Source organism: Sphingomonas sp. CFBP 8765 (assembly GCF_014841445.1).
Lineage (GTDB): Bacteria > Pseudomonadota > Alphaproteobacteria > Sphingomonadales > Sphingomonadaceae > Sphingomonas > Sphingomonas aerolata.
Genome location: NZ_JACYTY010000002.1, coordinates 514,624 through 535,453 on the forward strand (window position 1 = coordinate 514,624; position 20,830 = coordinate 535,453).

Sequence of the window (20,830 nt, forward strand, 5' to 3'; positions counted from 1 at the left end):
GATGGGATTGCAGGCCGGGGGCAAGTATCGGCAATACAGTGGTTTTCGCCGGGTTTGCGCTCAGCCCTCGGTCGCGAGCGCCTTCAACCGGTAAAGCGCGCCGAGCGCGTCGCGCGGGCTCATCGCATCGATGTCGAGCTTCGCCAGGTCTTCGCGCAGCACGTCGCACGCCACCTCCTCGATCTGCGCGGCGGCCGCGAACAGCGGAAGATCATCCAGCCCCGCCGCCAGGCCGCCAGTTTTGGCACGCCCGGCTTCCAGCTTGGCAAGCACCGCTTTCGCCCGCTGCACGGTGACCGGCGGCATGCCGGCGAGGCGCGCGACGGCCAGACCGTAGCTGCGATCCGCCGGCCCGTCGGCGAGTTCGTGGAGCAGGACGAGTTCGCCCTTCCACTCGCGCGCGCGAACGTGATGCAGCGACAGCGCCTCGCAGCGTTCGGCAAGCCGGGTCAGCTCGTGATAATGCGTCGCGAACAGGCAGCGGCATCGATTGTCCTCGTGGATCGCCTCGACCACGGCCCAGGCGATCGCGAGGCCGTCATAGGTGGAGGTGCCGCGACCGACTTCGTCGAGGATCACGAAGCTGCGCGGCGTCGCCTGTGCGAGGATGGCGGCGGTTTCGACCATTTCGACCATGAAGGTCGAGCGGCCGCGCGCGAGATTGTCCGACGCGCCGACGCGACTGAACAATCGGTCGACGAGACCCAGCGTGGCCTTGGTCGCCGGCACATAGCTTCCGGCCTGCGCCAGGACCGCGATCAGTGCATTCTGGCGCAGGAAGGTCGATTTGCCGCCCATGTTCGGGCCCGTGACGAGCCACAGTCGCGAGGATTCCGACAGGTTGCAGTCGTTGGCGACGAACCGGTCGCCCGACTTGGCGACGGCGGCTTCGACTACCGGGTGTCGGCCTCCTTCGATCTCGAAACAGGCATGGTCGACCAGGATCGGGCGCGACCATTGCCCCTCGGCTGCGCGCTCGGCGAGACCGGCGGCGACATCGAGCCGGGCGAGCGCGTCGGCAGTCGCGGCGATCGCCTCGCGGCCGACGAGCGCCCGCGCGGTAAGATCCTCGAGATGGGCCGACTCCGCCGCCGTGGCATGCGCACCCGCCTGCGACACTTTCGTTGCGACATCGTGCAGCGCGGGCGTGTTGAAGCGTACGACACCTGCGAGGGTCTGGCGGTGCGTGAAACCGCTGTCGGGCTTCATCAGCGAATCGGCAGCTCGTGCAGGGACCTCGACATGATAGCCGAGCACGCCATTGTGGCGGATCTTGAGCGCGGACACGCCGGTCGAGGTGCGAAACTCGGCCTCCAGTGCGGCGATCGCGCGGCGTCCCCCAGCGCCGGTATCGCGCAGGTCGTCGAGAGCGGCGTCATATCCCGCCGCGATATACCCCCCGTCAGAGGCTTCGATCGGTGGCGATGGTACGAGCGCACGCTTGAGCAGGTCGATCAGGCTGCCATGCCCGCGCAACAGCGGTGCGACGTCGCTGAGCAGGCGCGGCGGATCGGTAAGTGCATCGAGCCGCTCCCCCAGGTTCCAGGCGCCGTCGAGACCGTCGCGCAACTGGCCAAGATCGCGCGGTGATCCTCGACCCGCGGCGAGGCGGCCGAGCGCCCGGCCGATGTCCGGCAGCGCGCGCAGCGTCGCGCGCAACCGTTCGCGCAGCGCCTGGTCGTCATGGAACAGCCGGACAAGGTCGAGCCGCGCGTCGATCGCGGCCTTGTCCATCAGGGGCGCTCCGAGATCGGCACCGAGAAGCCGCGCACCGGCACCGGTGACGGTACGATCGACCGCGTCGAGCAGGCTTCCCTTGCGGACGCCGCCGGTGGTGCAGGTCAGTTCGAGGCTTTCCCGCGTCGCGGCGTCGATCGCCATCACCTGTGCTGCCCGCCCGATTCGCGGCGGCCGCAGGAAGGGCAGCGCGCCCTTCGCATTATGTTCGAGATACGCGATCAGACCGCCCGCCGCGGCCAGTGCGGCCCGCCCGAACTGTCCGAAGCCGTCGAGGGTCGCGACGCCGTAGATCCGCTTGAGCCGTGCCTCGCCCGCACCGCTATCGAAATCGCTCCTGGGGCGCAGCGTCGTGGCGGCCTCTGCGAAACCGCTCGCCTCGGCGACGACGATCTCGGCCGCGGCAAGTCGCGCAAGTTCGGCCCCGATCGCGTCATCGGCGACGTCGATGACCTCGAACCGGCCGGTGGACACGTCGGCCGCGGCAATCGCGACGGATCCCCCGGCTTCACCGATCGCCACGCACCAATTGTCGCTGCGCGCGTCGAGCAAGGCTTCCTCGGTCAGCGTGCCCGCGGTCACGACGCGCACGATCGCGCGGGCGACCAGCGCCTTCGATCCGCCGCGCGCCTTCGCCTCAGCCGGACTCTCGACCTGTTCGGCGATCGCGACGCGGTGCCCGGCCTTGATCAGTCGCTGGAGATAGGCGGTGGCCGCGTGGACTGGTACGCCGCACATCGGGATCGGCTTGCCCTCATGCTCGCCGCGGGCGGTCAGCGCGATGTCGAGCACCGCCGCGGCGATGCGCGCATCGTCCATGAACAGCTCGAAAAAATCGCCCATGCGGTAGAACAGCAGGCAATCCTGCGCCTCGGCCTTGAGGCCGAGATACTGCGTCATCATCGGGGTAGCGGCGGGAGTGGACATCGGCGCGGGGTAGCGAAAACCGTCCGCACGTCCAATAGCACTGCGAAGGGTTCCCAAGGGGTGACGAACAGCCACGCGTTCCGTAAAGGCAGGGGCTCCCCCTGCAGATACCCCCGAGGCCCCGCTTATGTCCGACGACAATAATCTCCAGTTCTCCGAACGCGAAGCGCTGCTGTTCCATTCGGAAGGCCGTCCCGGGAAGCTCGAGATCATTGCGTCCAAACCGATGGCGACGCAGCGCGACCTCGCGCTCGCCTATTCGCCCGGCGTGGCGATTCCGGTGCAGGCGATCGCCGACGATCCCTCGACCGCCTATGACTATACCGCCAAGGGCAATCTGGTCGCGGTGATCTCGAACGGGACCGCGATCCTCGGCATGGGCAATCTCGGCGCGCTTGCGTCGAAGCCGGTGATGGAGGGCAAGGCGGTACTCTTCAAGCGCTTCGCCGACGTCGATTCGATCGACATCGAGCTGAAGACCGAGGATGTCGATCGCTTCATCGACGCGGTCGAGCTGATGGAGCCGACTTTCGGCGGCATCAACCTCGAGGACATCAAGGCGCCAGAATGCTTCATCATCGAGCAGACGCTGCGCGAGCGGATGAATATCCCCGTATTTCATGATGATCAGCACGGCACGGCGATCATCTGTGCAGCCGGGCTGATCAACGCCTGCCTCGTGACCGGGCGCAAGCTTGGCGACATCAAGCTGGTCGTCAACGGCGCGGGCGCGGCGGCGATCGCGTGCACCGAGCTGATGAAGGCGATGGGCGTACGGCCCGACAACGTCATCATGTGCGACCGTACCGGCGTGATCTACCAGGGTCGCGACGATGTGAACCAGTGGCAGTCGGCACATGCCACGACCAGCAGCGCGCGGACGCTGACCGAGGCGCTGGTCGGCGCGGACGTGTTCCTCGGCCTGTCGGCGGCAGGCGCGCTCAAGCCCGAGATGGTCAAGGACATGGCGGCCGCGCCGATCATCTTCGCGATGGCCAATCCCGAGCCCGAGATTCGCCCGGAACTGGCGATGGCTGCGCGCCCCGACGCGATCGTCGCGACGGGACGGTCGGATTATCCGAACCAGGTCAATAACGTGCTGTGCTTCCCGTTCATCTTCCGCGGTGCGCTCGACGTCCGCGCGACGGGGATCAACGACGCGATGAAGATCGCCGCAGCCAATGCGATCGCCGAGCTTGCGCGCGAGCGTGTGCCCGAGGAGGTCGCGCTGGCGTACGGCGTCAGCCACAGCTTCGGCCCTGCCTATATCATCCCTGCGCCGTTCGATCCGCGGCTGATGGAGGTCGTTCCCGTCGCGGTCGCCAAGGCGGCGATGGCATCGGGCGTCGCGACCAAGCCGATTCTCGACATCGAGGCGTATCGCCAGTCGCTGCGCGCACGTCTCAACCCGACCACCTCGGTGCTGTCGATGGCCTATGAGGGCGCGCGGGCGCATCCCAAGCGCGTGATCTTCGCCGAGGGCGAGGAAGAGGTCGTGCTGCGCGCGGCGATCGCGTTCAAGGAGGGCGGCTATGGCACCCCGGTGCTGGTCGGCCGCGACGACGTTCCGGACCGGTTGCGCGCGCTGGGCGTCACCGATCCCGAGAGCTTCGAGCTGCACAACAGCCGCGTCTCGCCGCTCGTGCCGAAGATGGTCGAGCTGCTCTATGCCCGGCTCCAGCGTCGCGGCTATCTGCGGCGCGACTGCGAGCGGATGGTGAACCAGGATCGCAACATCTTCGGTGCGCTGCTGCTGCAGCTCGGCGAAGGCGATGCGATGATCACCGGCATCACGCGCACGTACGGCGAGACGATGCGCCAGATCTACCGCGTGATCGATCCGGCCGCGGGCAAGACGCCGTTCGGCATCCACCTGCTCGTCGGGCAGAGCCACACGGTGTTCATCGCCGACACCACGGTGAATGAGCGCCCGACCGCCGAACAGCTCGCCGATTTCGCCGAGCAGACCGCAGCGGTCGCACGTCGCATGGGGCATGAGCCGCGCGTCGCGTTCCTGAGCTATTCGAACTTCGGCAATCCGAAGGGCGAGTGGCTCGACAATATCCGCGACGCGGTGACGGTTCTCGACGGCCGTCAGGTCGGATTCGAATATGAGGGCGAGATGGCGCCGGACGTGGCGCTCAACCCGAAGCAGCTGGCGAACTATCCGTTCGCGCGACTGTCCGGGCCGGCGAACGTGCTGATCATGCCGGGTCTTCAGTCGGCGCATATCTCGGCCAAGCTGCTGCGCGAGCTTGGTGGTGATTCGGTGATCGGGCCGATGCTGATCGGCATGGAGAAGCCGGTGCAGGTCGCGCCGATGACGAGCACGGCGAGCGAGCTGGTGACGCTGGCGGTGCTCGCCGCGGGTGGGATTGCTCGGTGAACTCTCCCTCTCCCCTTGGGGGAGAGGGAAGGGGCCCGCGGCACTTGCCGTGGGAAGGGTGAGGGGTTTGAGGCTCGGACGGTGAGTCCCAACTGTCCCTTACCCTCCCACCGCTGCGCGGCGGGCCCCTCCCTCTCCCCCGAGGGGAGAGGGGTTTGTGATCAAGCGTCGATGCTCGTGCCTAGCGAGGCGTGGACGAGGCCGCCGTCGACGGTGATGGTCTCGCCGATCACGTAATCGCCGGCGCGGCTGGCGAGGTAGATTGCGGCGCCGGCCATGTCTTCGTCGACGCCGACCCGCTTGGCCGGGATCCCTTGCGCGACAGCGTCGCCGTGATCGCGGGCGGCCTTGTTCATGTCGCTGGCGAACGCACCGGGGGCGATCGAGGTGACGTTGATCGAATCGGTCACGAGCCGCGCGGCCATGCGCTTGGTCAGATAGATCAGCGCTGATTTCGACGCGTGATAGCTGTAAGTTTCCCACGGGTTTAGGCGCTGGCCGTCGATCGAGGTGATGTTGATGACCTTGGCCGGCCGATCGCGCGATCCTGACGCCTTGAGCGCTGCGTGAAGCGCCTGGGTCAGGAAGAAGGGCGATTTGACGTTGAGGTCCATGACCTTGTCCCAGCCAACTTCCGAAAACTCCTCGAACGGCACGCCCCAGGCCGCACCCGCATTGTTGACGAGGATGTCGAGCCGGCTCTCATGCTCGGCGAACTGCGCCGCGAGCGCCTTGCAGCCGGCGACGGTCGAGACGTCCTGCGGCAGCGCGATGCAGTTGGGGCCAAGTTCGGCCGCCGCGGCTTCGCAGACATCCGCCTTGCGCGACGAGATATAGACCTTGGCGCCCTGTGCGATGAAGCCCGCCGCGATCATCTTGCCGATGCCGCGGCTGCCGCCGGTGATCAGCGCGACGCGGCCGTCGAGACGGAACAGGGTGGTCGTATCCATGCGGCATCCTCCAGAGATTTTTGCGACTGGTATCGCCGCGCTGCGTGCGTAGCAAACCCGTTTTTCGAATCGCCGTGGTTTGACGAGGTGGTGCGCCGTACTGTTAGCGCAAAGCCGGCCCTCCTGCGCTCTCTTGATGGGTGCGGGACTAACGATCCCGGCCCGCATGCGCGTGTCCGCTACATCGACGGCAGAGCATCGGAAAAGGGCGGCATAGTCGGCTAAAAAAGGGGCTCGTCGGCGCGGCAACACGCTTCGTCGGATATGGTTCCGCGACGCCTTTCAATTAAATCCGCACTCCCGTAGCCAGACTGTGACGAACGGGTTTTGACCGGGGGGTCTCGATGAATTTCAAGGCGTTAGCAGCGCGTTTTGCGCTGGTGGTATCGTGCGGCCTGATGACGGCCACACCGGCAGCGGCCCAGTTCTGGCAGTGCGTGACCTTTGCCCGCTCGGTGTCGGGCATCGAGATCCGTGGCAATGCGAACACCTGGTGGAGCCAGGCCGAGGGCCGTTACGAGCGTGGCCATGCACCAAAGGCCGGTGCCGTCCTTGCTTTCTCGCCCACCTCGCGGATGCGCGTCGGCCATGTCGCAATGGTCTCGAAGGTCGTCAGCGACCGCGAAGTGCTCTTGACCCATGCCAACTGGTCGCGCCGCGGTGCGATCGAAACCAATGTCCGCGCGATCGACGTGTCCGACGCGGGTGACTGGAGCATGGTCAAGGTCTGGTACGGGCCGCAGGGCGATCTCGGTACCTCGGCCTATCCGACCAAGGGCTTCATCTATTCAGGCCATGCACCGCGTGGCGACATGCTCGACGCCCCCGCCCAGCCGTCGCTCCAGATGGTCAGCGTGCCGAGCGCAACGCAGCGTGCCAACGCTGCTCAGCTCGCCACGGTGCAGCATGGCCCGACCGACCCGCGCGGCATCTTCACGCTCGTAAACGACGCGGGCTGAACCAGTTAAGCGATTACTGGGCCGCCATCGCCCGGAACGTCAGCGCATCGCCGTTCATGCAATAGCGCTTTCCCGTCGGCTTGGGGCCGTCGTCGAACACATGGCCGAGATGCCCGCCGCAGCGTCGGCAATGCACCTCGGTCCGCGCCATCCCGAGCGTCGAATCGACCCGGGTCCGCACGGCATTGGGCAAGGGCTGCCAGAAGCTCGGCCATCCCGTCCCGCTCTCGAACTTGGTCTTTGACGAAAAGGCGGGCAGCGCGCAGCCGGCACAGGAAAAGATCCCGGCGCGATGTTCGCCGTTGAGCGGGCTCGAATAGGGTCGCTCGGTTCCTTCCTTGCGCAGCACGTTATAGGCATCCGGCGACAGCTTCTTGCGCCACTGCGCGTCGCTCAGTGTGACCTCGAAGCGTTCGGCGGCCTGGGCGGACTGCGACGAGCAGCCCCAGAGGGCAAAGCCCGCCGCGCCGGCGCCGGCGAGCGTGAGGAACGTGCGGCGATCGGGCGATGTGTGTGTCATGGTCATGATATAAGTACGAACCTTGCCGCGAACAGGATGCGCGCGGAGGCGGGCGATGAAAGTCAGTAGCGGCTGATCTCGACCGGGAGCGAACGATAGCCGTGGACGAAACACGCGGCGACCCGGGTGGGGGCGCCGACCACGTTGATCCGCATTCGGCGCTTCGCCATTTCCTCGAGCAGGATCGCGAGCTGCATCTCGGCGAGCCTCGCCCCGACGCAACGGTGGATGCCGTGGCCGAAGGCGAGATGACGGCGCGCATTGGGACGGTCGACGCGGATCGCGTCGGCATCATCCCCGAACACGCTCTCGTCGCGATTCGCCGACAGATACCACAGGGCCAGCTTGTCGCCGGCCTTGATCGACTGGCCCTGCAGTTCGGTATCCTGCGTTGCGGTGCGCCGCATGTGCGCGAGCGGCGTCTGCCAGCGGAGGATCTCGCTCACGGCGTTGGGAATGAGCGCCGGATCCGCTTCGAGCATGGCGCGGGCGTCGGGAAATGCGTCGAGGCCATAGGCCAGCGCCGACATCGAGTTGCGGGTCGTGTCATTGCCCCCGACGATCAGGAGGATCAGGTTTCCGATGAATTCGTGATGCTCCATATGCGCCATCGCATCCGAATGGATCATCATCGAGATCAGGTCGGGGGTCGGCGGCCGGTCGATCTTGGCGTTCCAGAGAGTCTGGAAATAGGCCCCGCAATCAAACATATGCGCGAGCCGCTGCTTGCGCGTCTCCTCGTTCTTGACGAGTTCGATGTCGCCCGCCCAGTCCGACCACAAGGTCAGCTTGCGCCGATCCTCCCAGGGGAAGTCGAACAGGATGGCCAGCATCTGCGTCGTCAGTTCGATCGCGACGCGGTCCACCCAGTCGAACGGCGTGTTCCAGTCGAGCCCGTCGAGGATCTCCGCGGTGCGCCGGCGGATGTCGGGCGACATGCGGGTCATCTCGCTCGGCGTGAAGGCGGGCGCCACCGTGCGGCGCTGGCTGGTGTGGATCGGGCGATCGCGCGCGATGAACATCGGCATGCGAACGTCGCGATCGCGGTCAAAATCGGCGAGCGTGATGCCGCCGGCTTCGGAGGAGTAGAGGTCGGGCAGCGACTCGACCTCGACGATCCCCCGGTAGTTCGAGACCGACCAATAGGGGCCGTAATCCGAGCTCGCGACATGGTGGACCGGGGCATGCGCGCGAAGGTGGCGGAAGGGGGCGTGCCAGACATCGTCGCGGTAGAGGTCCGCGCGACTGACATCGAGCGGGTCGATCGGGGGTTTTCCGGCTGCCGCCCCGTTGGTTACGGGGCCGCCAAGCGGAGCCGTCGTGATGTCCCCTGCAAGCGTCGCCACCCATCACTCTCCTGTTTTCGGGCAGGAGACCAATTACTGACAGCGATGTCAACAACCTGTGTCAGTGCGGTTTCGCGCGGCGCCAGAAGGGCCGGGCGCTGCCCGACTGGAGCACGCCGCGGCGGAACAGTCGTGCGCCAACGACGATGAAGATCGTCACCCACAAGGCCTGCCAGGCCAAGGCGGCGACGTGCGGCCAGAGCTCGGGCGAATTGGCCGCGTGCCCGGCCATCGCGAAGGGCGAGGAGAGCGGGAAGAGCTCGGCGAGCGTCGCGATCCAGCTGCCGGGGCGCGAGACCGCGGCGGACGAGAGACCGAACATCGCGACCTGAAGGATCGTGATCGGCAGCGACAGCATCTGGATCTCGCGCATCGTCGAGGCCTGCGCGCCGACGCCGAGAAACACTGATCCCAGAAGCAAATAGGCCATGGTGAAATAGCCCGCGAAGAGCAGCGCGAACATCGGCCCGCCGACCGCGGGGCGGAGATCGCCGATCGCCGCCGCCGCGCCTGCGGGAAGCAATGTAGTGACCTGTCCGACGACGGTTCCCCAGAAGGCGACGAACAGCACCGCGACGCCGAACATGCCGATCAGCTTGCCGAAGAACACCGATTCGAGCGGGACCGCGGCGGCGAGCACCTCGATCACCTTGTTGTTGCGCTCCTCGGCCATCGTCCCGACGACCTGGCCGGAGAGGAACAGCGTCAGGAAGAAGATCCCGAACACCGCGAAGAACGCCGACTGATGCTGGCCGCCGACCGATCCGCGCGACCGCGTGATCCGGGTCTTGGTCACGTCGATGGGGGGCAGCGTGCCGCCCGCCTGTTGCGCCGCGAGCGTGGTCTGCGCGAGCGTCGCGAGATAGCCCGCGGCGCGGTCGCCGCGGGGACCATAGAGGATCTGCGGCGCCGCGAGCGGGCCGTAAAGCACTGCGGCGGCGTCGATATCGTTGCGATCGAAGGCGTTGCGCGCCTGTGCCGCAGGATCGGCGGCGGCGGCCGGCTGGGTGGTCAGGTCGGGCGGTCCCTCGCCTGGCCGGAAGATGCCGCGCAGCCGCGTGTCGGCCTCGGCCATCATACGCGACTCGGCGGCGGGGAGGATCGCGATGATCTGCGCCTTGTCCTGCGCGCCGTCGGTCACGCTGGCCGCGCCGAGCCCGCCGACCGCCCCGAAGGCGCCCATGATGAGCGGCGCGAACAGGAAGAGCAGGAAGATCGGGGTGAAGACGGTTGCGGTGAAATCGCGGCGGGCGATGGTGAAGGTCTGGCGCAGCGTGCGGCGGAAGCGGGTCATGGCTGCGCCTCCTGCTGGCCGACGATTCGCACGAACGCCTCGTGCAGCCCGGGGCGTTCGATCGAGAGCCCGGAAATGCCGTATCCCGCGTCGATCAGCCGGACCAGCAGCGTCTCGATCCCGCCGCCCGGCAGTTCGAACCGCCAGCCGTCGCGATCGGGCAGTGCGTCGGGGGGCAGCACGCCGCGGATCGCGGGGTCGGGACGGTGCGGGGTGTAGTGCACGCGCTGGGGCAGGACGCCGCGCGCGTCGTCGACGGTCCCCTCGAACCGGCGCTTGCCGCCGGCGATGATCGCCAGCCGGTCGCACAGCCGTTCCGCATGGCTCATGATATGCGTCGAGAACAGGATCGTCGCGCCGCGATCGCGCTCGACAAGGATAAGCTTTTCAAGACGTTCCTGATTGACCGGATCGAGCCCGGAAAAGGGTTCGTCGAGCACGAGCAGATCGGGCTGGTGGACGACCGAGCCGAGCAGCTGGACGAGCTGCGCCATGCCCTTCGACAATTTGCGGATCTTCTCGTCGACCGCATGGCCGAGCCCCGCCCCCTCCATCAGCGTGACCGCGCGCGCACGTCCGGTCTTCCAGTCGAGACCGCGCAGCGCGCCCATGAACGCGATCGCCTCGCGCGCCTTCATCGCGGGATAAAGTCCCCGTTCCTCCGGCAGATAGCCGACATGATCCGAGGCGTCGCGCGGGCTGTCGAAGCCCAGCAGCGTGCGGTGGCCTTCATCGGGCTCGATGATCCCGAGCAGCATGCGCAGCGTCGTGGTCTTGCCCGCGCCGTTCGGGCCGAGCACGCCGTAGATCGCGCCGGTCGGCACGGCGATGTCGACGCCGTCGACCACCCGCCGGTCGCCGAAGCGCTTGACCAGCCCGCTGGCCTTGACCGCCCATTCCTCGCCCACGCGCAAACTTCCTTCAAGCCGAGCGGCTGTGGTAGCGGGCGGACGTGCCCGACGACAAGCCATCCGACCTCGAATCGCGCGTGAAGGCCAAGGCGGCCGAACTGGGCTTTGCGGCGTGCGGGATCGCGCGCGCGGATGCGGCGCCGCTGGCGGGCGAACGGCTGCACCAGTGGCTGGCCGAAGGGCGGCATGGCGACATGATCTGGATGGAGGAGCGGCGCGATCAGCGGGCGAGCCCCGCCGGGCTGTGGCCCGCGGTGCGCAGTGTCATCGCGCTGGGCATGAGCTATGCGCCGAAGGACGATCCGCTGCGGCTGGCGGAGCAAGGCGAGGTCGGCCGGATCTCGGTCTATGCGCAGGGCGCGGATTATCACGACGTCATCAAGCGGCAGCTGAAGGCGCTCGGCCGGTGGCTCGCAAGCGACGCGGTCGGTGTCGAATATCCGTTCGATCTCAAGGTGTTCGTCGACACCGCCCCGGTGATGGAGAAGCCGCTCGCGGAGGCGGCGGGGCTGGGGTGGCAGGGCAAGCACACCAATCTGGTCAGCCGGAAAGAGGGCAGCTGGCTGTTCCTCGGTGCGATCTACACGACGCTCGAACTGAAGGGCGATGCCGCGGGTCGGGATCTGTGCGGGAGCTGTGACGCGTGCCAGCGCGCATGCCCGACCGATGCGTTTCCGGCGCCCTACAGGCTCGATGCGCGGCGTTGCATCTCGTATCTGACGATCGAGCATGCGGGGGTAATTCCTGAGGAATTCCGGGCGGGTATCGGCAACCGCATCTATGGCTGCGACGATTGCCTGGCGGTGTGCCCGTGGAACAAGTTCGCCGCCGCCGCGAACGCCAATCTCGCCTTTGCGCCGCGTGCCGAGTTGGTCGCGCCCGAGATCGCCGATCTGATCGCGCTCGACGATGCGGGATTCCGCCAGGTCTTTGCCGGATCGCCGATCAAGCGGATCGGGCGCGACAAGATGGTCCGCAACGCGTTGATCGCTGCGGGGAATAGTGGCGATCCGGCCTTGTCGGAGGGCGTCGCGGCGTTGCTGGGCGACCCGGCGCCGGTGGTCCGCGGGACGGCGGTGTGGGCGTTGTCGCGACTCGACGCGGTGCGATTCGCGGCCGAGAAGGCGGATCGTCGTGGCGGCGAAAATGACGACGGCGTCCGCGCGGAATGGGACCGGGCGAACTTAAGCTGACGCGGGCCAAGTGACGCGCGACAGGGGAAATTATTCACGAACGCCGGTGTAGGGGCGCGCATTCGAGACTTGCCTTGCGGGGGCAATGCGGACAGCGGTGGCGGTCCAAGGGGCGATGATTGCATATGTTGGCATTTTCCACTGCTACGATGGTCGCCGCGCTGGCGGTGCAGGCCGTCGACCCGCTGCCCGTCGCGCCGGTCCCGGTCGCGCCGTCGCCGGTGGTCGCGGACGAGCAGCGCGTGCCGGTATCGCCCGTCGTGCCGGTATCGCCGCCCGTGGTGCCCGTAGCGCCGGTTGCAGCGCCCCAGACCGCCCCGGTTCCCGCGCCCGTGCCCGCCGAGCCGAACGCGCAGAAGGACATCGTCGTCGTCGGGCAGACGCGCGATCCCGGCGATCCGTTGCGTGGCGTGAATGCGCAGGCGTTCGGCGCGACGCAGGCGGTCGACAGCGCGGTCGTGGGACCCGTGGCGCGGGTCTACAAGCGCAAGGTGCCGAGCCCGATCCGCAAGGGTATTCACAATTTTCTCTATAACTTGCGCGAGCCGATCGTGTTCGTGAACTTCCTGCTGCAGTTCAAGCCGGGCAAGGCGGCGGAGACGGTCGGGCGGTTCGTGATCAATTCGACGGTCGGCGCGGCGGGGGTCATCGACGTCGCCAAGAAGCGGCCGTTCCGGCTGCCGCGCCGGTCGAACGGCTTTGCCAACACATTGGGCTATCACGGCATCGGCAACGGGCCGTTCCTGTTCCTGCCGCTGGTCGGGCCGACGACGGTGCGCGACCTGATCGGCGGGACGCTCGACCGGTTGCTGCTGCCCACCGCGATCGGGTCGCCGTTCACCGATGCGAGCTACACGGTGCCGGCCGGCGTGCTCGGCGCGCTCGACCACCGCGCCGATTTCGACGAAACTCTCAAGTGTTTGCATGACGATGTGGGCGATCCCTATGCATCGTCGCGCGCCTTCTACCTGCACCGGCGACAGGCGGAGATCGATCATCTCCACCGCCGGCCACCGGCGCCGCCGCCCGAATGCCAGGCGGCGCTACCCGCGACGCGGATCCCAGTCGGCGCGGCGGGCGCGACCGAAACGGTGCCGCCGCCCGGGCCCTGAGCGGCTTACCGGCCGCCGTCGCGGCGGGTGAGCGCGGCGACGCAGCTGGCGCGGTCGATCGTGCTGCCGTCGAGCTCGCGCGCGTCGATATAGGTGACCTTGGGCTCGCCCGATCCGGCGGGGTAGAGATAGGCGTCGAGCACGCAAATTCCGCTCTGGAACTGGAGCTTGCGCGCCGCGCCCTCGCGGACATCGGCGTCGGGATCGCCGAACAGCCGGGTCAGCCCGGCCGCGGTCTGGCCGATCACGCGTTCGAGCCCGACACTGGTATAGGGGATGGCGGGGCGGCCGACCGGCGCGGTCGCGACGGGCGCGGCGCAGCCGGCGAGCGCGAGGCCGAGGGCCATCGCCAGGCCCGGGGCGGACCGCGAGATTACGAAGCCTTTCAACGCGTTGACACGTGATCTCGTCATCAGCTGGTCCCCCGGGCGCGCACCGCTGCGCGCGTCCCGTGATAAAAATGCGTCGCCATCGCCGCGCCCAGCACGGGGGCGGCGATGTTGAGGATCGGAACCACGAACAGCGCGGTGTTCGCAAGACCCAGCACGAAGCGTGACGCCCGCGTCGTCGCACGCCAGCCCCGCATCGCCGCGGCGTCCGTGTGGCGCGCCGCCACCATGTCGCCGAGATCGCGCCCGAGCAGCCAGCCATTGACCACGAAAAACGCCGCCGCGGTCCCGACCCCGGTGACGAGCAGGCCGATATAGACGGGCACCATCAACAGGTTGACGAGCAGCACGCGGAACGCCGAGCGCAATCCCATGGCGAGGCTGCGCGCGAACGGCACGGGCCGCGCGGTGGCGAGACGGGCGGGATAATGCCGCGCCTCGACCGCGGCGACGACATCGTCCGCGAAGATCCCGACGACCGCGATCGCGACCGCGCGAAACAGGATCCAGACCGCGAGGATGGTCAGGAACAACGCGACCGCGGCGGCGATCCCGGCCTGGTCGCTGCCGAGCCAAGCGGCGAAAATTGCCTTTGCGCCCAGCCACATGAGCAGGCCGAGCGCGGCGAAGACGAGCAGGGTCACCGCCATCGACTTGGCGAAGACGCGCAGCACCGGCGGATCGCCGAGCTGGCCGAGCGAGAGGAAGAAACCGCGGATCATGCGGCAGCGATGGCCCGCCGCCTCCGGGCCGTCAATGCGGGGCGGCGACTCAGAGCGTGCGGATCAGGCGGACCGCGCGGGCGATCCAGACGGGGCGCTCGATCTGCTGGGGCGCGGCATCGTCGCCAACCGGAATAAGCGTTGGGCTGCCGTCGGTTAGCGCGACCAGACGGCCAAAGGCGAAGCGGCCGGCGGGGCGGGGGACGAGCACGTCGCGGTAGAGCGCGCTCTCGAAGTCGTCGGGACCGAGCGTGGTGCACCAGAGCACGTCGCCCGTGCGGTAGTCGCCGACGCCGGCGGCCACCGTGACCGCGACCTGACCCGGCTCGACATGCGGCGGGGTGGCGAGGTTGGGGCGGGTAGGGGCTTGAATTCCGGTCGAATCCAGGATCGCGACGACGGGCAGATCGGCGCGTTCGGGCATCGTCACCAGATCGACCGCGGCGACGTCGAGCGCGGCGGCGATCCGGTTGAGCCAGCCGACCGAGACGGTCCGCGTCCCCGTCTCGAGCCGGCCGATCGTCTGCGCGGTTGTCGGGGGATCACAACGCCTTGCGACGTCGTCGAGCGTCAATCCCTTGGCGCGGCGGACGGCACGGATAGCAGTGATCATCGACAGGCTCCGTCGCTTGCACAAACCAGATAGGTTGGTTTCTCTTGCAATTTCTGGTCGAATATGGCAAGACAAACGGGACTCGGCAAATGGAAAGGGCGGCGTATGCAGGATCTGATCGAGGTCGCGATCGACGGGCGGGGCATGCGGCGGGAGCCTGACAGGGAAGGTGAGCGGGAAGCTGACAGGGTCGGTGAGCGGGAGGTGCAGCGGGAAGGTGTCGCGCGCGGCGGGCGGATCGGCGGGCGGAGCGTGACGGTCAATCGCGCGGAGTCGCCGCTGACCTGGCTGCGGTCGCGCGGGCTGATCGATGCGCGGCAGTTTGCGGCGGGCGAGCGGTTGCGCGCGGCGTACGAGACCGCGTCGATCGCGCCGAGCGTGACGATGCGCTGGACGCCGCGGGTCGATGGCGGCGGGCAGGATGCGCTCGACCGGACCGTCGCGCAGATCGCGGCGAAGCGGCGGTTCGACGCGGCGATCGCGGCGGCGGGGCCGGGGCTGGCGGATATAGCGTGGCGGGTGGTGTGCGCGGGCGAGGGGCTGCCCGCGGCGGAGCGCGCGCTGTCCTGGCCGGCGCGCGCGGGGCGGCTGGTGCTGACGCTCGCGCTCGACCGGCTGGCGACACATTATGAGGGCGGGGACGTTGGAGGACGCGAGGGGGCGGCGGCTCGCCTTTGCGCGGCGACGCGGGTAAGGGCGCGACATGCGCTTCGATCTGATCAAATGTCATGGCTCCGGCAACGATTTCCCGCTGATCGACGCGCGTGCGCTGTCGCTGGGCGATGCGGACTGGGCGCGGGTCGCGCGCGCGCTGGCGGATCGCGCGGGGCCGGTCGGCGGCGACGGGCTGCTGCTGCTGACCGCGGGTGACGAGGACGGGCGGGCATTCGGGATGCGGATGTTCAATTCGGACGGGAGCGAATCGGAGACGTGCCTCAACGGGCTGCGCTGTGTCGCGCGTGCGGGGTTCGCCGCAACCGGGCTGACGCGCGCGACCGCACGGCTGAAGACGAGCGATGCGCTGGTCGTGCGCGACGCGGAGATCGCGCCGGGCGTGTTCACGGTGCGCGAGACTGCGGGGCCGGCGTCGCTCGACGTGGCGGCGTGGCCGATGCATGTGGATGCGGACCAGATCGTCGAGGCGCCGCTGGCCGGACTTCCCTCGACGCGCGCGTTCACCGCGGTGGCGATGCCCAATCCGCATCTGGTGGCGTTCGTCGAGGCGGTCGACGATGCCGAGCTGGTCCGCGTCGGCGAGGCCTGCGAGGCGGCGCCCGACTGGCTGCCCAACCGCGCCAATGTGAGCTTTGTCGAGGTGCGCGGGACCGACCTGTTCGTCCGCACGCATGAGCGCGGGGTCGGGCTGACCGACAGTTGCGGCAGCGCGATGGCGGCGTCGACCTTTGCCGCGTGTCTGACGGGGCGGATCGCGTACGACACGCCGACGACGGTGTTCAACCGCGGCGGGCTGGTCCGCGCCGAGGCGGGGGCGGACGGCATGGTGACGCTGTCGGGCAATGCGACGGTCGAATGGACCGGGTCGGTGACGGTCGATCTCGAGTCCGGCGAACCGCGCGACCTGGTGATCGCGCGGCGGCATGAGGAAGAGATTGCCGCCTGGGAAACATTGCGCACCGGAATGTAAAAAAGCGTGTGCATCGTTGCGGCCGGGGTGGCCGTATCTTCGCCGCGGCAGCCGGATCATCGGCGCCGATCAGGAGAGACTGTCATGACCCCCCTGTTTCGTACCACGATCATTGCCGCCGCTGTCGCCGTCAGCGGCACCGCGCTGGTCGCCGCGCAGACCAACCCGATGGTCGGCGGCGCCGCGATGTACCCGACCAAGACGATCGTCGAGAATGCGGTCAATTCGAAGGATCACACGACGCTGGTCGCCGCGGTCAAGGCCGCCGACCTGGTCGAGACGCTGTCGGGACCGGGGCCGTTCACGGTCTTCGCGCCGACCAATGCCGCGTTTGCGAAGCTGCCCGCGGGGACGGTCGACACGCTGCTCAAGCCCGAGAACAAGGCGCAGCTGGCGGGCGTGCTGACCTATCATGTCGTGCCGGGGACGATCATGGCCGCCGACATCGCCGCCAAGGCGAAGGCGGATGGCGGGACTGCCAGCTACACCACCGTGCAGGGCGAGCCGCTGATGTTCATGAAGTCGGGCAGCGGCTGGGGCATCATGGACGGCAAGGGGCACAAGGGGCGGATCACGATCGCCGATGTGCGCCAGTCGAACGGGCTGATCCATGTGATCGATACGGTGATGCTGCCGTGAGGGGGTGAGGGTTCGAGCCTCACGTGCCCTCACCCTCCCACGCTTTGCGTGGGCCCCTCCCTCTCCCCCTGGGGGAGAGGGGTTTGGCTCTTCGTCATCCCGGGCTTGACCCGGGACCCAGGGTCACGGGCGTGTCGCCGCTTGGCTCTGGGTCCTGACTTTCGTCAGGATGACGGGGTTTTTTAGCTGATCAGGAGGCCGGCGAGGGCGGCGGACATGAGGTTCGCCAGGCTGCCGGCGGCGAGGGCGCGGAGGCCGAGTTTGGCGATCATCGGGCGCTGGTTGGGGGCGAGGCTGCCGGTCACCGCCATCTGGATCGCGATCGACGAGAAATTGGCGAAGCCGCACAGCGAGAAGGTGATCACCGCGATCGTCCGCGGGCTGAGCCCGGGTTGCGTGCCGAGCGAGATATAGGCGACGAATTCGTTCAGCACGATCTTCTGCCCGAACAGCCCGCCGGCGATCCCCGCCTCGCTCCACGGCACGTTCAAGAGGAACATGATCGGCGCGAAGACATAGCCGAGCAGCCCCTGGAAGCTCAGCCCGGGCAGCCCGATCATGTTGCCGAGCCCGCCGAGCAGGCCGTTGGCGAGCGCGACCAGCGCGACGAAGGCGAGCACCATCGCGCCGACCGCGACCGCGAGGCGGACGCCGGTCTGTGCGCCCTGCGCCGCGGCCATGATCAGGTTGGCGGGCTTTTCCTCGTCATGCGTCGCCTGCGGCATGGGTTCGCCCGCGGAGGATTCGCCGGGCAGGTCGCCGAGCGCGAGTTCGCCCTCGGGCGGCGTGACGCGGTCGGGCATAATGATCTTCGCCATCAGGATCCCGCCCGGTGCGGCCATGAAGCTGGCGGCGAGGAGATAGTCGATGCGGATGCCCATCGAGGCATAGGCCGCGAGGATCGTGCCCGCGACGCCCGCCATCCCGCTGGTCATCACCGTGAAGAGCTGCGCGGGGGTGAGGCCGGCGAGATAGGGGCGGATGACGAGCGGCGATTCGCTCTGACCGACGAAGATGTTCGCGGCCGCGCAGAGCGATTCGACCTTCGACACGCCGATCACCTTTTCGATGCCGCCGCCGACCCAGCGCACCACGAACTGCATGATGCCGAGATAATAGAGGATCGAGACGAGGCTGGCGAAGAAGATGATGACGGGGAGGGCGGCGATCGCGAAGCTCTGGCCGCCGATCTCGGGGGTCGCCATCTTGCCGAACAGGAATTCGGTGCCCTTTTGCGAATAGCCGAGCAGGTTGGCGACGCCGCCCGACATGCTGCCGAGCACGACCTTGCCGAAGCTCGAATAGAGCACGAGGATCGCGATGCCCGCCTGGAGCGCGAAGGCGGCGCCGACGATCCGCAGCCGGATCGCGCGGCGGTCGCTCGACAGCAGCACCGCGATGCCGAGGATGACGGCGATGCCTGCAAGGCCGATGATCAGTCTTTCCATGGACGCCCTGCGTTTTGGTACGGTGACACACGCGGCCCCCCGGCTGCGCAAGCGGCCGACATGACACGGGTACGCCGTGCTCGCCAGTCATTTGACGCCTGCACGCTTTCACGGCGCGGTTTCATGGGGGCTAGGCATTTGACGGCGCGCGGCATTTCGCTAGCGTCCGGCGCGATGACCACAGACCTTCCCGCGTTCCCGCGTTCGCTCTTCATTTTCTCTGTCCTCTATGGCGGCATGGTGTGCATCGCCGGCGTGCTGGGGGTGAAACAGGTCGCGCTCGGGCCGCTCGCGGTCGAGGCGGGGATCTTCGCGTTCCTGCTGCTGGTGGTGATCAGCAGCGCGATTTCGGAGCTGCACGGGCAGAAGACCGCGACGTTCCTGGTGCGGCTGGGGTTCATCCCCCTGCTGGTGTCCGCCGCGCTGATCCAGCTGGTGCTCGCGCTGCCGCATGATCCGGGGATGTACCCGCCCGCGGTCGACGCCTTCCCGGTCGTCGTCGGGCAGGGCGCACGGATGATGATGGCGGGGCTGATCTCCTACGGGATCTCGCAGACGCTCAACGTGCTGATCTTCGCGCGGCTGGCGGGGCCGGTCGGGGGCGAGGGGCGGCTGGTGTGGCTGCGCGGCATGATCGCGAGCATCGTGTCGCAGGTGATCGACACGGTGCTGTTCATCACCATCTCGTTCCTTGGTGCGCGGCCGATCGTCGAGCTGATGGCGGGGCAGATGCTGACCAAGGTGGTGCTGTCGGTGGTGCTGGTGCCGTTTGCGATTACCTTCTTCGTGCGGCTGGGGCGGCGGCTGGACCGGGTTTGACCGGGCCGGCCACCTGATGTGTCCCCGCGAAGGCGGGGACCCAGACTGGGCTCCCGCCTTCGCGGGAGAACAGGGAGGCAGGCGGGGCCCCGGCGGCTTTCACTCCCTCCCTCAACTGGCTAAGGGGGCGGGATGACCGATCATACGCCCGATCCCGCCCTGCTCGCCAAGGCCGAGACGCTGACCGAGGCGCTGCCCTATCTGCAGCGTTATGCCGGCAAGACCTTCGTCGTGAAATATGGCGGGCACGCGATGGGCGACCCCGAGCTGCAGCGCGATTTCGCCGAGGACATGGTGCTGCTGAAGGCGGTCGGGATCAATCCGGTCGTGGTGCATGGCGGCGGGCCGCAGATCGGCTCGATGCTGAAGCGGCTGGGGGTCGAATCGCGGTTCGTCGACGGCCTGCGCGTGACCGACAAGGAGACCGCGCAGATCGCCGAAATGGTGCTGGCGGGATCGATCAACAAGGAAATCGTCGGCTGGATCGGCCAGGCGGGCGGCCGCGCGGTCGGGATTTCGGGGAAGGATGCCGGCCTCGTCCTCGCGCAGAAGGTCGGGCACGGCCGCGAGCCGGACAAGCTGCAGGGGATCGAACGGCATGTCGATCTGGGGTTCGTCGGCGAGCCGATCGCGGTCGACCGGACGATCCTCGACACGCTGATCGCCGCGGACATCATCCCGGTGATCGCGCCGATCGGGATCGGTGCGGACGGGCATACCTACAACATCAACGCCGACACGATGGCGGGCGCGATCGCCGCCGCGATGGGCGCGGCGCGGTTCTTCCTGCTGACCGACGTGGTCGGCGTGCTCGACAAGCAGGGCGAATTGCTGACCGATCTTGATCCGGCGAAGATCGCCGAGCTGCGCGCCGACGGGACGATCACCGGGGGGATGATCCCCAAGCTCGAGACGTGTGTCGCGGCGGTCGGATCGGGCGTCGACGCGGCGGTGATCATCGACGGGCGCGTGCCGCATGCGATGCTGCTGGAGATTTTCACGCGGCAGGGGGCCGGGACGCTGGTGAGTGCGCGGGGTGGGGCGCGGTAGGGGTTTTTCTGCCGTCATCCCGGGCTTGACCTGGGATCCAGGGTCACGGGCCGTGGTGCTGCTTGGCTCTGGGTCCTGACTTTCGTCAGGATGACGGAAGGGGGTTGTTTGGAGGCGGCGGGGTTCTCGTTGTCGGTCCGCTGCCTTATATAAGGCATACACCAGCGGAG

Annotated in this window: 18 protein-coding genes and 1 pseudogene; 9 read left to right on the forward strand and 10 right to left on the reverse strand. The window is 68.0% G+C overall.

Features of this window, described 5'->3' with window-relative positions; genetic code table 11:
• Positions 1-60: 60 nt before the first annotated feature.
• Positions 61-2,640: a DNA mismatch repair protein MutS gene (gene mutS, locus IFT87_RS07005; protein WP_192008184.1), complete on the reverse strand. Its 2,580-nt coding sequence runs from the start codon at positions 2,638-2,640 to the stop codon at positions 61-63.
• Positions 2,641-2,791: 151 nt separating this feature from the next.
• Between mutS and IFT87_RS07010 the strand changes: the two genes are divergently transcribed.
• Positions 2,792-5,050: an NADP-dependent malic enzyme gene (locus IFT87_RS07010; RefSeq protein WP_031394701.1), complete on the forward strand. Its 2,259-nt coding sequence runs from the start codon at positions 2,792-2,794 to the stop codon at positions 5,048-5,050.
• Positions 5,051-5,211: 161 nt separating this feature from the next.
• Here IFT87_RS07010 and IFT87_RS07015 read toward each other — a convergent pair whose 3' ends face one another.
• Positions 5,212-6,000: an SDR family oxidoreductase gene (locus IFT87_RS07015; RefSeq protein WP_159512323.1), complete on the reverse strand. Its 789-nt coding sequence runs from the start codon at positions 5,998-6,000 to the stop codon at positions 5,212-5,214.
• A 344-nt stretch (positions 6,001-6,344) separates the two neighbouring features.
• Here IFT87_RS07015 and IFT87_RS07020 point away from each other — a divergent pair, with 344 nt between their 5' ends.
• Positions 6,345-6,959 (forward strand): CHAP domain-containing protein, encoded by a 615-nt coding sequence (locus tag IFT87_RS07020; RefSeq protein ID WP_192007942.1) that lies wholly within the window; start codon positions 6,345-6,347, stop codon positions 6,957-6,959.
• A gap of 13 nt (positions 6,960-6,972) precedes the next feature.
• On the opposite strand, the gene msrB is transcribed toward IFT87_RS07020, so the two are convergent.
• From msrB to IFT87_RS07040, 4 genes are all read right to left on the reverse strand, one after another.
• Positions 6,973-7,479 (reverse strand): peptide-methionine (R)-S-oxide reductase MsrB, encoded by a 507-nt coding sequence (gene msrB / locus IFT87_RS07025; protein ID WP_192007943.1) that lies wholly within the window; start codon positions 7,477-7,479, stop codon positions 6,973-6,975.
• Positions 7,480-7,541: 62 nt separating this feature from the next.
• On the reverse strand, positions 7,542-8,744 hold the full coding sequence (locus tag IFT87_RS07030; RefSeq protein WP_342211141.1) for a cytochrome P450: 1,203 nt from the start codon (positions 8,742-8,744) through the stop codon (positions 7,542-7,544).
• Between the two features lie 142 nt (positions 8,745-8,886).
• Positions 8,887-10,119, reverse strand: coding sequence for an ABC transporter permease (locus IFT87_RS07035; RefSeq protein WP_037528832.1), 1,233 nt, complete (start codon positions 10,117-10,119; stop codon positions 8,887-8,889).
• Positions 10,116-11,033, reverse strand: coding sequence for an ABC transporter ATP-binding protein (locus IFT87_RS07040; protein WP_037528830.1), 918 nt, complete (start codon positions 11,031-11,033; stop codon positions 10,116-10,118). Before IFT87_RS07040 ends, IFT87_RS07035 begins: the two co-directional genes overlap by 4 nt.
• A gap of 38 nt (positions 11,034-11,071) precedes the next feature.
• Here IFT87_RS07040 and queG point away from each other — a divergent pair, with 38 nt between their 5' ends.
• Positions 11,072-12,223: a tRNA epoxyqueuosine(34) reductase QueG gene (gene queG / locus IFT87_RS07045; protein ID WP_037528828.1), complete on the forward strand. Its 1,152-nt coding sequence runs from the start codon at positions 11,072-11,074 to the stop codon at positions 12,221-12,223.
• A gap of 125 nt (positions 12,224-12,348) precedes the next feature.
• Positions 12,349-13,335: an MlaA family lipoprotein gene (locus IFT87_RS07050; protein WP_249403233.1), complete on the forward strand. Its 987-nt coding sequence runs from the start codon at positions 12,349-12,351 to the stop codon at positions 13,333-13,335.
• A 5-nt stretch (positions 13,336-13,340) separates the two neighbouring features.
• On the opposite strand, the gene IFT87_RS07055 is transcribed toward IFT87_RS07050, so the two are convergent.
• From IFT87_RS07055 to IFT87_RS07065, 3 genes are all read right to left on the reverse strand, one after another.
• Complete coding sequence (locus IFT87_RS07055; protein ID WP_192008188.1) at positions 13,341-13,682, reverse strand: hypothetical protein; 342 nt, start codon at positions 13,680-13,682, stop codon at positions 13,341-13,343.
• A 65-nt stretch (positions 13,683-13,747) separates the two neighbouring features.
• Complete coding sequence (locus IFT87_RS07060; protein WP_192007944.1) at positions 13,748-14,446, reverse strand: EI24 domain-containing protein; 699 nt, start codon at positions 14,444-14,446, stop codon at positions 13,748-13,750.
• A gap of 49 nt (positions 14,447-14,495) precedes the next feature.
• On the reverse strand, positions 14,496-15,059 hold the full coding sequence (locus tag IFT87_RS07065; RefSeq protein ID WP_031394722.1) for a helix-turn-helix domain-containing protein: 564 nt from the start codon (positions 15,057-15,059) through the stop codon (positions 14,496-14,498).
• 144 nt (positions 15,060-15,203) lie between these two features.
• On the opposite strand from IFT87_RS07065, the pseudogene IFT87_RS07070 reads away from it, so the two are divergent.
• The 3 genes and pseudogenes from IFT87_RS07070 to IFT87_RS07080 form a co-directional block, all read left to right on the forward strand.
• Positions 15,204-15,689: pseudogene (locus IFT87_RS07070) on the forward strand (DUF6456 domain-containing protein); the annotation flags it as partial.
• Positions 15,690-15,762: 73 nt separating this feature from the next.
• The gene (dapF, locus tag IFT87_RS07075) at positions 15,763-16,704 is read left to right on the forward strand and encodes a diaminopimelate epimerase (protein WP_192007946.1); all 942 of its coding nucleotides are present in this window, start codon (positions 15,763-15,765) and stop codon (positions 16,702-16,704) included.
• Positions 16,705-16,788: 84 nt separating this feature from the next.
• Positions 16,789-17,343 carry a fasciclin domain-containing protein gene (locus IFT87_RS07080; protein WP_031395557.1) on the forward strand — a complete coding sequence of 185 codons (555 nt, stop codon included), beginning with the start codon at positions 16,789-16,791 and terminating at the stop codon, positions 17,341-17,343.
• Positions 17,344-17,525: 182 nt separating this feature from the next.
• Here IFT87_RS07080 and IFT87_RS07085 read toward each other — a convergent pair whose 3' ends face one another.
• Positions 17,526-18,791: a NupC/NupG family nucleoside CNT transporter gene (locus IFT87_RS07085; protein ID WP_031440507.1), complete on the reverse strand. Its 1,266-nt coding sequence runs from the start codon at positions 18,789-18,791 to the stop codon at positions 17,526-17,528.
• 174 nt (positions 18,792-18,965) lie between these two features.
• On the opposite strand from IFT87_RS07085, the gene IFT87_RS07090 reads away from it, so the two are divergent.
• Together IFT87_RS07090 and argB are read left to right on the forward strand one after the other, a co-directional pair.
• Positions 18,966-19,610, forward strand: a complete 645-nt coding sequence (locus IFT87_RS07090) for a queuosine precursor transporter (RefSeq protein ID WP_031440508.1) — start codon at positions 18,966-18,968, stop codon at positions 19,608-19,610.
• 132 nt (positions 19,611-19,742) lie between these two features.
• Positions 19,743-20,660 carry an acetylglutamate kinase gene (argB, locus tag IFT87_RS07095; RefSeq protein WP_031440509.1) on the forward strand — a complete coding sequence of 306 codons (918 nt, stop codon included), beginning with the start codon at positions 19,743-19,745 and terminating at the stop codon, positions 20,658-20,660.
• The last annotated feature ends 170 nt before the right edge of the window (positions 20,661-20,830 follow it).